This window comes from Kitasatospora sp. NPDC036934 (assembly GCF_055608425.1).
The window spans coordinates 17,499-30,955 of the sequence record NZ_JBVJQR010000004.1 but is presented as its reverse complement, the minus strand read 5'-3'; the positions used below and the strand labels follow the sequence as shown (position 1 = coordinate 30,955).

Below are 13,457 nucleotides of genomic sequence, written 5' to 3'. Positions count from 1 at the left end.
CCGTAACGCGGACGCCGGGCTCACGCGTCCAGTCGGGCACAGGGGGCGGCAACGCCCGCACAGGGGGCGGGAGCGCCCGCACACGGGGCACGAGGGGACAGCGGTGATCGGGAAGAACCGACGGGCCGAGGAGAGGGCGGAGTTCGAGGGCTTCGCGCACAGCCGGGGGCAACGGCTCTTCCGCACCGCGCTGCTGCTGTGCGGCGACTGGCACCTCGCCGAGGACCTCACCCAGGTGACGCTCGCCAAGCTCTACGCCTCCTGGCCCAAGGTCCGCCGGGCCGACAACCAGGACGCCTACGCCCGCAGCACCCTGGTGCGCAGCTACCTCTCCCACCGGCGGCTGCGCCGCAACGGCGAACGACCCGCCCTCGGCGAACTGCCCGAAGGCATCGCACCCGGCGACGACCCGGCCCTGCGGATCACCCTGCTCAACGCGCTCGCCGAACTGCCGCCCCGGGACCGCGCGGTACTCGTCCTGCGCTACTGGGAGGACCGCAGCGTCGAGGAGAGCGCCGCCGAACTGGGCGTCAGCGCGGGCGCGGTCCGCGCCCAGTCGCTGCGCGCCCTCAAGCGGCTGCGCGCGGTGCTCGGGCCGCAGGCCGCCGAACAACTCGTCTGACCCCAGCCGGAAAGGAACCCGACCATGAATGAACCGGACGCGGACGGCGGAAAGCTGTCCGACGCCTTCGAACGGGCGGTCGGCGGCCTCGGCCCCGACCTCGGCCCGCTGATCGCCGCCGGTGGCCGGCAGGGCCGCTCGATCCGCCGCCGGCGCCGGCTGACCGTCGCCGGCGCCGTCACCGCGGTGGCCGCACTCGCCGTCGGCGGCACCGTCGCACTACGGACGGACCACGGCACCCCGGCCGCGGCCGGGGCGGCCACCGCCTCCTCCCCGGCTTCCCAGGGACCGACCGCCTCCCCCGCCGCACCGACCCCGAGCCGGCGCTTCCCCCAGCCGCTCCAGTACTCGGACGAGACCACCGAGAAGCCCCTGCCGGGCAGCGGCCCCCACACCGGCAAGGTGGTCCTGACCGGCCGCGCCGCGCTGGCCGCCCTGACCCGGGCACTGCCCCCCGGCGGACGGACCTCGGGCTACGCCGGCCACTCCTCGCTGATCAAGTCCAACGCCGCGGACCCCGGAAGCGCCCTGGTCATGGCCACCACGCTCTACGACGACGGCGCCGGCCCGGCCGACGTCCGGATCATGATCGAGGGCGGCCTCGGCGACCACCTCCGGACCGGCGGCCACCCCGACCAGAACGACCTGCTGAGCTGCGCCGTGGTCAACCGCGGCGGCCAGTTCCGCTACTGCTCCGACAGCGTGCTCCCGGACGGCGGCCGACTGCTGCTCACCGAACGGACCGTGGGAGACGTCCTCTCCCGCGAGGCCAGCCTGCTGCGCCCCGACCAGGCCAGGGTGACGGTCAGCGCCATCAACACGGCTCCGGTCGCCGGCTACGCCAAGGTCCAGGTGGTCCGGGACGGGCTGCCGCTCAGCCTCGACCAGCTGAAGGCCGCCGCGATGTCCCCCGAGCTGAAGGAGTGGATCACCCCCGAGGAGGCGGAACAGGCCGAGCGGACGATCCGGCCGTTCCACGACGACTCACCGGGAAACACCCCGTCCGCCCCGGCCACCCCGTCCGCCCCGGCCACCCCGCCGCCCGGCTCCACCAGGTGAGGACCGGCCGGGTACGGTGGCCGCTGTGGTGACGGGCAGAGGGGGCCGACGATGATCGTGGTGGACGCGTCCGCGCTGGTGCTGGCGCTCGCCGACCGGGGACCGCGCGGGGACCGCGCCCGGGCCGAACTCGCCGCCGACGACGACTGGACGGCGCCCGAGCACCTGGTGATCGAGGTGATGCAGTCGCTGCGCGGCCTCCACCTGGCCAAGGAACTGACCGCCCAGCGGGTCGCCGAACTCACCGTCGAACTGGCCGCGGTGACCTTCCGCAAGGTCGAGGTGGCACCGCTGCTCGGCCGGATCTGGGAGCTCAAGGACAACCTGACCCCGGACGACGCCGCGTACGTCGCCGTCGCCGAGCGCTACGGGGCGCCGCTGGTCACCGGCGACCTGCGGCTGATGCGGGCCAGCGGGCCGCGCTGCGAGATCCGCGGGATCCCGCGCGACTGAGTGTCCACCTGCGGCCGACGGCGTTGAGCAGGACGACCGTCGCCCCGCCCGTGGAAGGCCCGCACCGATGCCCGCTCCGTTCGCCGCCGCCCTGCTGCCGCTGGCCCTGCTCGTCCCCGCCGCCTCGCCGGTCTCCGTCCAGGAGGCCGCCTTCGACCCGGCGACGGCCTTCGTCCCACCGACCGCGATCAGCTACGCCGACGACCTGGTGCCGTACGGCTCGCACGCCCGGATCGTCACCGACCGCTCGGAGCCCGGGCGTACGGTACTCACCCTGACGGTGGCCGGGCTCGCCCCCGACCACGAGTTCCCGGCACACCTGCACACCGGCGACTGCGGGGCCGACCCGGCCGCCTCCGGGCCGCACTACCAGGACGTGGTCGACCCGGTGCAGCCGTCCACCGACCCGGCCTACGCCAACGACCGCAACGAACTGCGGCTGGTGCTGCGCACCGACGGGCAGGGCCGGGGCACCGCCACGGCCGTCGTCGACTGGCAGCCGCGGCCCGGCGAGGCCCGCTCGCTGGTGCTGCACGCGGGCACCCCGGCCGGTCCGCACGCGGCGGGCGACCGGGTGGGCTGCGTCAAGCTGGCGCGTTAACCCGTCCGGTCGTCCGGCCATCCGGTCGTCCGGCCGTCCTCGGGAGGCGGCACGGTGGCCCGCGTCAGGAACCGAGGGTGGCGACCAGGACCGCCTTGATGGTGTGCAGCCGGTTCTCCGCCTGGTCGAACACGATGGAGTGCGCCGACTCGAACAGCTCGTCGGTGCACTCCAGTTCGGTCATGCCGGTCGCCTCGTGCATCTGCCGCCCGACCACCGTGCCGAGGTCGTGGAAGGCCGGCAGGCAGTGCAGGAACTTCACGTCCGGGTTGCCGGTGGCCCGGACGGTGTCCATGGACACCTGGTACGGCTTGAGCAGCGCGATCCGCTCGGCCCACACCTCCTTGGGCTCGCCCATCGAGACCCAGACGTCGGTGTAGAGGAAGTCGGCGCCGGCCACGCCCTGGGCCACGTCCTCGGTGAGGGTGATCCGGGCGCCGGTGCTCTCGGCCAGCTCCTGCGCCGCCTTCCTCACCTCCTCGGCCGGCCAGAGGGCCCGCGGGGCGACGATCCGGATGTCCATGCCGAGCAGTGCGCCGGTGACCAGCAGCGAGTTGCCCATGTTGGAGCGGGCGTCGCCGAGGTAGGCGAGGGCGACGTCGGTCAGCGGCTTGGTGCTGTGCTCGGTCATCGTGAGCACGTCCGCCAGCATCTGGGTGGGGTGCCACTCGTCGGTCAGGCCGTTCCAGACCGGGACGCCGGCGTACTCGGCCAGCTCCTCGACGATCTCCTGGCCGTGGCCGCGGTACTCGATGCCGTCGAACATCCGGCCGAGCACCCGGGCGGTGTCCTTCACCGACTCCTTGTGGCCGATCTGCGAGCCGGACGGGTCCAGGTAGGTGGTGAGGGCGCCCTGGTCGTGGGCCGCGACCTCGAAGGCGCAGCGGGTCCGGGTGGAGGTCTTCTCGAAGATCAGCGCGATGTTCTTGCCGCGCAGCCGGGGCTGCTCGGTGCCCGCGTACTTGGCCGCCTTGAGCCCGGCCGCGAGGTCCACCAGGAAGCGGAACTCCTGGGGCGTGAAGTCGAGCTCCTTGAGGAAGTGCCTGTTCCGGAGGTTGAAGGCCATGCCGGGCTCCTGGGGTGACGGTACTGGTGGTACGTGCGGTACTTGCCGGAAAGCGGCAAGTGTATACGACGCTCGGAATTTCTATACAGAGTGGTGGTGATGAAGGGGGATCCCCGAGCGGGACTCCCCCTTCATCACCCGTACCCGGCGGCGTTCGTCACCCGCGCCCGCCGAGGCGGGCCGGGCGGTCACAGGCGCGGGTCGACCGGCTCCGACTCCAGCGCGAGCACCGCGAACACCGGCTCGTGCACCCGCCACAGCGGCTCCCCCGCCGCCAGCCGGTCCAGCGCCTCCAGGCCCAGCGCGTACTCGCGCAGCGCCAGCGAACGCTTGTGGCCCAGCGAACGCATCCGCAGCCGCTCCAGGTGCTCGGTGTAGTCCGGGCCGTAGACGATCCGCAGGTACTCCCGGCCGCGGACCTTCACCCCCGGCTGCACCAGGCCGCCCGGACGGCCCTCGCCGCGCACCGTCCGCACCACCGAGGCCAGTGGCTTGACCACCATGCCCTCGCCGCCCGCCGCCGTCAGCTCCTCCCACCAGGCGGTCGCGGCGCCCACCGAGGCCTCGTCCTCGACGTCCACCAGGACCCGCCCGGTGCGGTGCAGCACGGGGGCCGCCGGGTCGTCGGCCTCCACCAGGCGGTCGATCCGGGCCAGGTGCTCGTCGTGCGGGCGCACCGCGAGGTTCGCCCCCTCGGCGGCCAGCAGCTGGAACGGTGCGAGCCGGATGCCCGACAGCCCCTCCGTCGGCCAGCAGTAGCGCCGGTACGCCTCGGTGAACGCCCGCGCGTCGGCGACGCGGCGGCGCTGGCGGGAGGTCAGCTCTCCGAGCTCCAGCCCGCGCGCGGCCGCCTGCTCCAGTGCGGACAGCACCTCCGGCAGGGCGGCGCCGGCCGCCGCGCCGACCGCGGCGTACTGGCGGCGCAGCAGCTCCACCGCCTTCAGCGACCACGGCATGAACTCGGCGTCCAGCAGCAGCCAGTCGGTACCCAACTCCTTGAACAGGCCAGCCCGTTCGGCCGCGGACCGGACCCTGCCGAGCACCGCGGCGGTCAACTCCTCGTCGTCCAGGAAGGCCCGTCCGGTCCGGGTCCAGATCGCACCCGGGCCCGCCAGCCCGAAGCGCCGCTCCAACGCGGTGCCGTCCCGGGCCACCAGCAGCACCGCGCGCGAGCCCATGTGCTTCTCCTCGCACACCAGGTGCCGCACGCCGTCCGCGCGGTAGGCGAAGAAGGCCTCCTCCGGATGCTCCAGATACCCCTCCCGGCGGGACGTCGGGCTCGGCGCCATCGTCGGCGGCAGGTAGGCGAGCAGCCGCGGGTCCAGCGCGAAGCGGCTCATCACCTCCAGCGCGGCCGTCGCGTTCTCCTCCCGGACGGCGACCCGCCCGAGCAGACCGGTCTCCACCGTCCGGCGGCCGGCCACGTCCGCGAGGTCCAGCGGACGGCCCTCGCGGGCCCCCGGCGCGTCGGTGATCAGCGGACGCACCGGGGCGTACCACTCCCGCTCCGCCTCGACGCTCACCAGCTCGCGCTCCGGGTAGCGCAGCGCGGTCAGACTGCCGCCGAACACGCAGCCGGTGTCCAGGCAGATGGTGTTGTTGACGAAGCTCGCGCTCGGCACCGGGGTGTGGCCGTAGACCACCAGCGCCCGGCCGCGGTACTCCTCCGCCCACGGGTAGCGCACCGGCAGGCCGTACTCGTCGGTCTCGCCGGTGGTCTCCCCGTAGAGCGCGTGCGAGCGCACCCGGCCGGAGTTGCGGCCGTGGTACCGCTCCGGCAGGCCGGCGTGGCAGACCACCAGGGCACCGCCGTCCAGCAGGTAGTGGCTGACCAGGCCGCGCATGAAGGCGCGCACCTCGTCCCTGAACTCCTCTGACTCCCCGGCCAGTTGGTCCAGCGACTCCTGGAGGCCGTGCGAGACGGTGACCTTCTTGCCGTCCATCGCCCGGCCGAGCTTGTTCTCGTGGTTACCCGGCACGCAGATCGCGTGGCCGGCCGCCACCATGCCCATCACCAGGCGCAGCACGCCCGGGGTGTCCGGGCCGCGGTCGACCAGGTCGCCGACGAACACGGCGGTACGGCCCGCGGGGTGGACGGCGTCCACCGGGCGGCCCTCGGCGTCCCGGGTGAGGGAGTAGCCGAGCCGGGTCAGCAGCGTCTCCAGCTCGGAACGGCAGCCGTGGATGTCACCGACGATGTCGAACGGGCCGGAGAGGTGGCGCAGGTCGTTGTAGCGCTTCTCCAGCTCGATCCCGGCCGCCGCCACCTCCGCCTCGCCACGCAGCACGTGCACCCTGCGGAAGCCCTCGCGCTCCAGGCCCTTGAGCGACCGGCGCAGTTCGCGGTGCTGGCGCGGCACGACGTGGGCGGGCAGCTGGCGGTCCGGGCGGGAGCGGTTGCGCTCGGCGCACACGCCCGGCGGGACGTCCAGCACGATCGCGATCGGCAGCACGTCGTGGGCACGGGCGATCGCCACCAACTGGCGGCGGGCCTCCGGCTGGACGTTGGTGGCGTCCACCACGGTGAGGCGGCCGGCCGCGAGGCGCTTGCCGACGATGTGGTGCAGGAGGTCGAAGGCCTCGGCGGACGCCGACTGGTCGTTCTCGTCGTCGGCCACCAGGCCGCGGCAGAAGTCGGAGGAGACCACCTGGGTGGGCAGGAAGTGGCGGCGGGCGAAGGTGGACTTGCCCGCGCCGCTGGTGCCGATCAGGACGACCAGGGAGACGTCGGTGACCGGGAGGCGGCGGGGGGCGGGCGTGCTCCCGGGCTGGGCCGGGGCGGGGTCGCGGGTCGCGTCGTGGGTCATCGGGTCGTGCCTCCCTCGGGTGGGGTGGTGGTCTCGGGCGTCGTGTCGGGGTTGGTGCTGGTGCTGGTGCTGGTGCGGGGGTCGGTGGTGGTGCCGGGGTTGGTGCTGGTGCTGGTGCGGGGGTCGGTGGTGGTGCCGGGGTTGGTGCCGGGGTTGGTGCCGGGGTCGATGCGGAACAGGGCGAGCTGGGTCGGCGGGCCGACCTCCGGGTCCTCCGGCCCGACCGGGCGCAGCTCCACTGTGTAGCCGTACCCCGCCGCGACCTTCTCCGCCCAGGCGCCGAACTCGGCGCGGGACCACTCGAAACGATGGTCGGCGTGCCGGGCGCCGCCCGCCGGCAGGGTCTCCCAGCGGACGTTGTACTCGACGTTGGGCGTGGTGACCACCACGGCCTTCGGCCGGGCCGCGCCGAACACCGCGTACTCCAGCGCGGGCAGCCGCGGCAGGTCCAGGTGCTCGATCACCTCGCACAGCACCGCCGCGTCGTAGCCCTTCAGCCGGGCGTCGGTGTACGTCAGCGCACCCTGCGCCAGCGTCACCCGGGCCGCCTGCCGCTCGGGCAACCGCTCCAGGCGCAGCTTGCGGTTCGCCGCCTGGAGCGCCCGTGCCGACACGTCCACGCCGAGGATGTCGGTGAACCGGGCGTCCTTCAGCAGCTCGCCGATCAACTCGCCCTGGCCGCAGCCGAGGTCGGCGACCCGGGCCGCGCCGGTGTCACGCAGGGCGGTGAGGATCGCGGCGCGGCGCTGCTCGGCGAGGGACGGCGGGCGGGGCTCGGCGTGCTCGGTGGTGTCGACGGTCTCCTCGTCCGGCCGGTCGTCGACCGCGTTGTCGATCTCCTCCACCTCGCGGTCGTCCGCCTCCGCCAGCCGGGCCAGCTCCAGGCGCTCCATCGCGGCCCGGGTCAGCGACCAGCGGCGGGACAGGTAGCGCCGGACGATCAGGGCGCGCTCGGGGTGGGCCGCCAGCCAGCCCTCACCGGCGGCGAGCAGCTTGTCCACCTCGTCCGGGGCCACCCAGTAGTGCTTCGCACCGTCCAGCACCGGCAGCAGGACGTACAGCTGCTGCAGCGCTTCGGCCAGCCGCACCGTCTCGGAGGCGAGCACCACCCGCACGTAACGGGACTCGCCCCACTCCGGGAACGCCTCGTCCAGCGGGACCGCCGACGCCTCCACCCGCCAGCCCAGCGGCTCGAACAGTCGGGCCACCATGGCCGGGCCACCGCCATCGCCCGCACCGTTCGCGGGCACCGCCGGCAGCTCGATCCGCAACGGGCGGAGCAGCCCCGGCAGCTCAGGGCGGGCCGGGCAGTCGCCCTTCATCGCGGACCGGAACACCGTCCGCAGCGCCACCGCGAGCAGCGAGGACGCGGCGTACGGGCGGTCGTTGACGTACTGCGAGAGCGCGAAGTCGGGCGAACCGCCCCGCCCCCGGCCGCTGCCCCGGCCCTTGCGGACCAGGGCGATCGGGTCGATGTCCAGCAGCAGCGCCGCCGTGCAGACCTCGTCCCCCGCCGCGGGGTAGAAGACGTGGGCCTCGCCGTGGGACGTCGTGAACCGCTGGACCTTGCCGGGGTGCTTGTGCAGCAGGAACCCGAGATCCGTCGCCGGGCTCTCGGCGCTGCCGGTAGTGGAAATCGACATGAACACCCGGCCGAGTATCGTCCAGCGAGAGGCGTCCGGGCACCGCAATTTCCGGCCCGGTGGGCGGCCGGCCTGCGGGTCCGTCCGCCGCGTCCGGACCCTGGGCGTGTTCGGCAGCGGAGCCCCGCATTGGTTAACGTGCACCGTGTGACTGCTGAATCCACCTCGCTCGAATCCACTTCCCCGGCGAACGGCGCCGTGGCCGCCGGTCTGGCCACCATCGCCGCCGACGGCACCGTCCTCGACACCTGGTACCCCGCCCCCGCGCTGGCCACCGAGCCCGGCCCGGCCGGCACCGTGCGCCTGACCGCCGAGCAGGCCGAGGCCGAGCTCGGCGCCGGCGCGGCCGACGCCCTGGGCGCCGACGCCCGCCGCGGCGTCGAGGTGGTCGCCGTGCGCACCACCATCGCCTCGCTGGACGAGAAGCCGCTCGACACCCACGACCTGTACCTGCGCCTGCACCTGCTCAGCCACCGCCTGGTCCAGCCGCACGGCCAGAACCTGGACGGCATCTTCGGACTGCTCGCCAACGTCGCGTGGACCAGCATCGGCCCCGTCCCGGTGGACAAGGTCGAGCAGGCCCGCCTCGCCGTCCGCGCCCAGGGCGGCCAGCTGGCCGTCTACGGGATCGACAAGTTCCCGCGGATGACCGACTACGTCGCCCCGACCGGCGTGCGCATCGCCCACGCCGACCGCGTCCGGCTCGGCGCGCACCTCGCGGCCGGCACCACCGTGATGCACGAGGGCTTCGTCAACTTCAACGCCGGCACCCTCGGCACCTCTATGGTCGAGGGCCGGATCAGCGCGGGCGTCGTCGTCGGCGACCACAGCGACATCGGCGGCGGCGCCTCGATCATGGGCACCCTCTCCGGCGGCGGCAAGCAGGTCGTCTCCGTCGGCGAGCGCTGCCTGCTCGGCGCCAACGCCGGCATCGGCATCTCGCTCGGCAACGACTGCGTCGTCGAGGCCGGCCTGTACGTCACCGCCGGCACCCGGGTCACCACTCCGGCCGGCAGCGTGGCCAAGGCCGTCGAGCTGTCCGGCCAGGACAACCTGCTGTTCCGCCGCAACTCGCAGACCGGCGCGGTCGAGGTCATCGCCCGCTCCGGCTCCTGGGGCGGCCTGAACGCGGACCTGCACGCCCACAACTGACCTCCGGGCCAAGGCCCTTGGGCCGGCGGCCGGTCGAGGCCCGTTGCGGCCCGTCGAGGCCGGTTGAGGCCGGTTGAGGCCGGTTGAGGCCGGTTGAGGCCGGTTGAGGCCGGTTGAGGCCGGTTGAGGCCGGTTGAGGCCGCAAGGACGACGGGGGCCACAGGGACGACGGGGGCCCGGCGCGCATGTGCGCCGGGCCCCCGTCCGTAGGCAGGGGGTGCCTCAGCGACTCCGCAGGACGACGAGCTGCCGGGTGGCCCTGGTCATCGCCACGTAGCGGTCGACCGCCCCCTCCACGCCCTCGCCGAACGCCTCCGGATCGACCAGCACGACCAGGTCGAACTCCAGGCCCTTGGCCAGCTCCGGGGTCAGTGAACGGACCCGCGGCCGCTCCCGGAAGCCCGGATCGCCGATGACGCAGGCGACACCCTCGTCGTGCTCGGCGAGCCAGCCGTCCACGACCGCCGCCAGCTCCGCCACCGAACCGTGCCGGACCGGAATGCCGCTGCTACGTACCGAGGTCGGCACGTTGGCGTCCGGCAGCGCCGCCCGGATGGCCGGCTCGGCCTCCGCCATCACCTCCTCCGGGGTCCGGTAGTTGATGCTCAGCGAGGCCATGGCGGTGCGGTCGAAGCCAGCCCGGTCGAGCCGCTCCTGCCACGACTCGGCGAAGCCGTGCCTGGCCTGGGCGCGGTCCCCGACGATGGTGAAGCTCCGGGACGGACAGCGCAGCAGCAGCATCTGCCACTGCGCGTCGGTCAGTTCCTGGGCCTCGTCCACCACGACGTGGGCGAACGGGCCGGCCAGCGGCTCCGCGTCGGCGCCGTCCAGCGCGTCCTCGTCGACCAGGGTGTCCTGGAGGTCCCGGCCGCGGAGCATCGTCACCACACCCTCGCCGTCGTCGTCGGCCTGGATCAGGTCGCCGATCACCTCCGCCATCCGCTCGCGCTCGGCGGCCACCGACGCCCGGTGGCGCTGACGGCGCAGCGTCGCCCCGCGGTCCCCCAGCCGCTGCCGGGCCGCGTCCAGCAACGGCAGGTCGGAGACCGTCCAGGACTGCGGGGCGTGCTTGCGCTGGAGCGCGCGGACCTCCTCCGGGGCCAGGTGCGGCGCGCACATCCGCAGGTAGGCGGGCACCGACCAGAGGTCGCCGACCAGGTCGGTCGGCTCCAGCAACGGCCAGGCCCGGTTGAGCGTCTCGACCAGCTCGCGGTCCTGCCGCAGCGAGCGCCGGAACAGCTCGAGCGGGACCTCCTCCTCGCCCGGCTCCAGCTTGTCCAGCAGGATCGCGGCCAGCTCGTCCCAGATCTGCTCGCGCGCCTCGTTGTGCGGGGTGCCCGGGTCCGGCGCGTCGAAGGCCTCGGACCAGTCCCCGGCGCCCACCCAGAGGTCCGCCCAAGGGGTGCTGACCAGCAGCCCCTCGGTCGGCGGCTCCTCGTAGAACCGGACGGCCTTCTCGATCGCCCGCACCAGCTCCACCGAGGACTTCAGCCGCGCCACCTCCGGATCGGCCTCCTCCACCGCCGCCGCGCCCTCGGGCACCAAGTCCCGCAGGGTGCAGGTGCGCACCCCCTCCTCGCCGAGGCTGGGCAGGACGTCGGCGACGTAGTTCAGGTACGGCTGGTGCGGGCCCACGAACAGCACACCGCCGCGCCGGTGGCCGAGCCGGGGGTCGGAGTACAGCAGGTAGGCGGAGCGGTGCAGGGCGACCACGGTCTTGCCGGTGCCGGGACCGCCGTCGACCACCAGGGCACCGCGCGAGCCGGCCCGGATGATCGCGTCCTGGTCGGCCTGGATGGTGGCGAGCACGTCCCGCATCCGGGCCGAGCGGTTGCCGCCCAGGCTGGCGATGAACGCCGACTGGTCGTCCAGCGCGGCGTGCCCGGCCAGGCCCTCGGTGGTGAACACCTCGTCCCAGTAGTCGGTGATCCGGCCGCGGGTCCAGCGGTAGCGGCGGCGGCTCGCCAGGCCCATCGGATCACCGTGGGTCGCCGCGAAGAACGGCTCGGCGGCGGGCGAACGCCAGTCGACCAGCAGCCGCCGACCCTCGCTGCCGGTCAGCCCGAGCCGGCCCACGTACAGCGGCTCACCGTCCTCCGCGGTCACGATCCGCCCGAGGCAGAGGTCCAGGCCGTAACGGCGCAGGGCGCGCAGCCGGCCGCTCAGCCGGTGCACCTCGATGTCCCGGTCCATCGCCGCCTGCCCGGCCCCGCCCGGGGCGCGGCGCACGGTGTCGAGCTGCTCGGAGAGTTCGGCGATCGCCCGTTCCAGGCTCTCCGCGATCGCCGCGAAGTGCCGCTCGTCGGCCGCGACGAGCGCGGGGTCAGCCTTGGCGGACAGCCGCTCGGGGAGGTCGAAAGCGCTGGTGGTCAGGGGGGTCATGGCATCAGCTCCGATCTGAGGCCTGCGATTGTGCGCCACCACGGGGGCCTTGCCGCAAGGCCCCCGGTGCGTTATACGTTGAGAGTGGCAAGGGGTGGGTTCTTCCCCCTTCCCCCTTCCCCCTCCTCCGCCCGCCTCGATCCGCTCCGCCCCTAGCCGAGGCCGTGCTGCAGCGGCAACCCCGGGTCACCCGAGAGGCTTACGGCGTACCGGAGTTGGACCACATCGAGTGGTGCGCGGTGACCGATCGCAGGAACGGTTCGTTGGTTGGTGCGGCACATCGCACCACCGATCCGGAGAGGTCCCCGTCATGTCCGAACCCTCTGCCACGCCGCAGTTCCCGAGCAGCCCGGCCGGCTCGGTCACCGGCGACCCGGCCGGGCCCGCGCTCCCCAAGACCCTGCTTGAGCAGATGCAGGAACTGCTCGCCTCGGTGACCGCGGACCTCGCCGCGCTGCAGTCCGATGCCCGGGACGCCACCCCGGCCGCCGTCTATCCGGCCGACACCGACACGTCCGGCACTCCGGCCGCGCCGGGCACCCGGTAGTCCGGCGCCCTTCCCTCCTCGCCCGGCCCGCCCTCGCCCGGCGGTTCGAGCCGGACCACGAGCAACGGCGCACCGTGATCGGCCCGTTCAGGCTCCGCCCCGCCGCCCCGGTCGACCGACTCGCGCAGCCGCGTGGTCACGTCCCGGCACTCCGACACCGCGTCGACCCCGTCGATGCACGTCCAGTAGAGGCTCTCGGTGTCGGCCCCACAGGCCAGCACCACGAGCGTCTCCCCGACCTCTCCCAGCAGTTCCTCCAACGACTCCAACACCAGCGCCGGTTCTCCGAGTTCGGCGAACCGACCGGCCCGCCCCGCACGCACCGGGGCACCGGTGACGGCGGATCTGCCCAGACAGACCGCCGCGTGCGCCCCGACCTCCGAGAGCTGTCGGCCGAGCCCCGCCAGGTCGTCGTCCTCCGACTCCGCCAGCCGCGCGCCCACCGCCTCGGTGAGCAGCGCGGACTGGCGCGCCTCGGCCAGTACGTCCGGTACGTGTCTGGCTTCGGCCAGCGCGTGCCGGGCCGTCCTGATCAGTCGCAGCGCCTCCATGGCCCCCGCTCCTTCCGCTTCTCGTCGCCGTCGACCGGCCCCGCCGCCGGGGCGGTCGAGTGGTCACGGGGAGAGCGTGCGGGGAGGGCGGGGTGGGCCGCATCCAGCATTTCGAAAGCTGTGGATAACCCGGTGGGTGTGGATAACTTCCCTCCCCCGCGCGGGTGATCAGCGATTGTCAGGATTGACGTCGGCCACCGTGCCCGGCACCGGGAAGCGGTCCTCGTTGCGCTCGATCTTGGCGGCGAGCGCCTCCAGCGGGTCCACCCCGACCACCGTGCAGAACTGCACCAGGTACGCCAGCACGTCCGCGACCTCGTCGCGCACCCGGTGGGCCCGCTCCGGGTCGGACATCACCTCGGCCGCCTGCTCAGGCGTGAGCCACTGGAAGATCTCCAGCAGCTCGCCGGCCTCCACGCTCAGCGCCGCCGCCAGGTTCTTCGGCGTGTGGAACGGTTCCCACCGGCGGGCCGCCGCGAACTCCACCAGCCTCAGCCGCAGCGCCTCCAGGCTCAGCTCGCCGGGCTCCGCCCCGCCCCCGGACGCCCCGTCCACCGCCGACTCCCCCGGCCCC

General features: G+C 73.9%; 12 protein-coding genes. 6 read left to right on the top strand and 6 right to left on the bottom strand.

Going from position 1 to position 13,457, the window contains the following annotated elements; translation table 11 throughout:
* Positions 1-103: 103 nt before the first annotated feature.
* From ACZ7BZ_RS07540 to ACZ7BZ_RS07525, 4 genes are all read left to right on the top strand, one after another.
* Positions 104-622, top strand: coding sequence for a SigE family RNA polymerase sigma factor (locus ACZ7BZ_RS07540; protein WP_470357571.1), 519 nt, complete (start codon positions 104-106; stop codon positions 620-622).
* Positions 623-646: 24 nt separating this feature from the next.
* The gene (locus ACZ7BZ_RS07535) at positions 647-1,681 is read left to right on the top strand and encodes a hypothetical protein (RefSeq protein WP_470357570.1); all 1,035 of its coding nucleotides are present in this window, start codon (positions 647-649) and stop codon (positions 1,679-1,681) included.
* Positions 1,682-1,732: 51 nt separating this feature from the next.
* A complete protein-coding gene (locus ACZ7BZ_RS07530; protein WP_380461370.1) occupies positions 1,733-2,134 on the top strand; it encodes a type II toxin-antitoxin system VapC family toxin in 402 nt (133 codons plus the stop codon).
* A 67-nt stretch (positions 2,135-2,201) separates the two neighbouring features.
* The gene (locus tag ACZ7BZ_RS07525; RefSeq protein WP_380461369.1) at positions 2,202-2,735 is read left to right on the top strand and encodes a superoxide dismutase family protein; all 534 of its coding nucleotides are present in this window, start codon (positions 2,202-2,204) and stop codon (positions 2,733-2,735) included.
* A gap of 64 nt (positions 2,736-2,799) precedes the next feature.
* Here ACZ7BZ_RS07525 and argF read toward each other — a convergent pair whose 3' ends face one another.
* From argF to ACZ7BZ_RS07510, 3 genes are all read right to left on the bottom strand, one after another.
* Positions 2,800-3,801, bottom strand: coding sequence for an ornithine carbamoyltransferase (gene argF, locus ACZ7BZ_RS07520; RefSeq protein WP_470357569.1), 1,002 nt, complete (start codon positions 3,799-3,801; stop codon positions 2,800-2,802).
* A gap of 188 nt (positions 3,802-3,989) precedes the next feature.
* Positions 3,990-6,608 carry a polynucleotide kinase-phosphatase gene (locus ACZ7BZ_RS07515; protein ID WP_470357568.1) on the bottom strand — a complete coding sequence of 873 codons (2,619 nt, stop codon included), beginning with the start codon at positions 6,606-6,608 and terminating at the stop codon, positions 3,990-3,992.
* Complete coding sequence (locus tag ACZ7BZ_RS07510; RefSeq protein ID WP_470357567.1) at positions 6,605-8,257, bottom strand: 3' terminal RNA ribose 2'-O-methyltransferase Hen1; 1,653 nt, start codon at positions 8,255-8,257, stop codon at positions 6,605-6,607. Before ACZ7BZ_RS07510 ends, ACZ7BZ_RS07515 begins: the two co-directional genes overlap by 4 nt.
* 141 nt (positions 8,258-8,398) lie before the next feature.
* On the opposite strand from ACZ7BZ_RS07510, the gene dapD reads away from it, so the two are divergent.
* Positions 8,399-9,403, top strand: coding sequence for a 2,3,4,5-tetrahydropyridine-2,6-dicarboxylate N-succinyltransferase (dapD, locus tag ACZ7BZ_RS07505; protein WP_470357566.1), 1,005 nt, complete (start codon positions 8,399-8,401; stop codon positions 9,401-9,403).
* 222 nt (positions 9,404-9,625) lie between these two features.
* Here the strand turns inward: dapD and helR are convergent, their stop codons facing one another.
* On the bottom strand, positions 9,626-11,785 hold the full coding sequence (gene helR / locus ACZ7BZ_RS07500) for an RNA polymerase recycling motor ATPase HelR (RefSeq protein WP_470357565.1): 2,160 nt from the start codon (positions 11,783-11,785) through the stop codon (positions 9,626-9,628).
* Between the two features lie 310 nt (positions 11,786-12,095).
* On the opposite strand from helR, the gene ACZ7BZ_RS07495 reads away from it, so the two are divergent.
* Positions 12,096-12,332 carry a hypothetical protein gene (locus tag ACZ7BZ_RS07495; protein ID WP_470357564.1) on the top strand — a complete coding sequence of 79 codons (237 nt, stop codon included), beginning with the start codon at positions 12,096-12,098 and terminating at the stop codon, positions 12,330-12,332.
* Here ACZ7BZ_RS07495 and ACZ7BZ_RS07490 read toward each other — a convergent pair.
* Positions 12,278-12,883 (bottom strand): DUF6099 family protein, encoded by a 606-nt coding sequence (locus tag ACZ7BZ_RS07490; protein ID WP_470357563.1) that lies wholly within the window; start codon positions 12,881-12,883, stop codon positions 12,278-12,280. The two genes, ACZ7BZ_RS07495 and ACZ7BZ_RS07490, sit on opposite strands and share 55 nt — an antisense overlap.
* Before the next feature lie 168 nt (positions 12,884-13,051).
* Positions 13,052-13,438: a nucleotide pyrophosphohydrolase gene (locus ACZ7BZ_RS07485; protein ID WP_470357562.1), complete on the bottom strand. Its 387-nt coding sequence runs from the start codon at positions 13,436-13,438 to the stop codon at positions 13,052-13,054.
* Between the last annotated feature and the right edge of the window lie 19 nt (positions 13,439-13,457).

What these genes read in the sequence shown, in the direction of transcription:
- ACZ7BZ_RS07535 (WP_470357570.1), top strand. Translation starts at nt 647, where the DNA reads ATGAATGAACCGGACGCGGACGGCGGAAAGCTGTCCGACGCCTTCGAA.
- ACZ7BZ_RS07530 (WP_380461370.1), top strand. Translation starts at nt 1,733, where the DNA reads ATGATCGTGGTGGACGCGTCCGCGCTGGTGCTGGCGCTCGCCGACCGG.
- ACZ7BZ_RS07525 (WP_380461369.1), top strand. Translation starts at nt 2,202, where the DNA reads ATGCCCGCTCCGTTCGCCGCCGCCCTGCTGCCGCTGGCCCTGCTCGTC.
- argF (WP_470357569.1), bottom strand. Translation starts at nt 3,801, where the DNA reads ATGGCCTTCAACCTCCGGAACAGGCACTTCCTCAAGGAGCTCGACTTC.
- ACZ7BZ_RS07515 (WP_470357568.1), bottom strand. Translation starts at nt 6,608, where the DNA reads ATGACCCACGACGCGACCCGCGACCCCGCCCCGGCCCAGCCCGGGAGC.
- helR (WP_470357565.1), bottom strand. Translation starts at nt 11,785, where the DNA reads ATGACCCCCCTGACCACCAGCGCTTTCGACCTCCCCGAGCGGCTGTCC.
- ACZ7BZ_RS07495 (WP_470357564.1), top strand. Translation starts at nt 12,096, where the DNA reads ATGTCCGAACCCTCTGCCACGCCGCAGTTCCCGAGCAGCCCGGCCGGC.
- ACZ7BZ_RS07490 (WP_470357563.1), bottom strand. Translation starts at nt 12,883, where the DNA reads ATGGAGGCGCTGCGACTGATCAGGACGGCCCGGCACGCGCTGGCCGAA.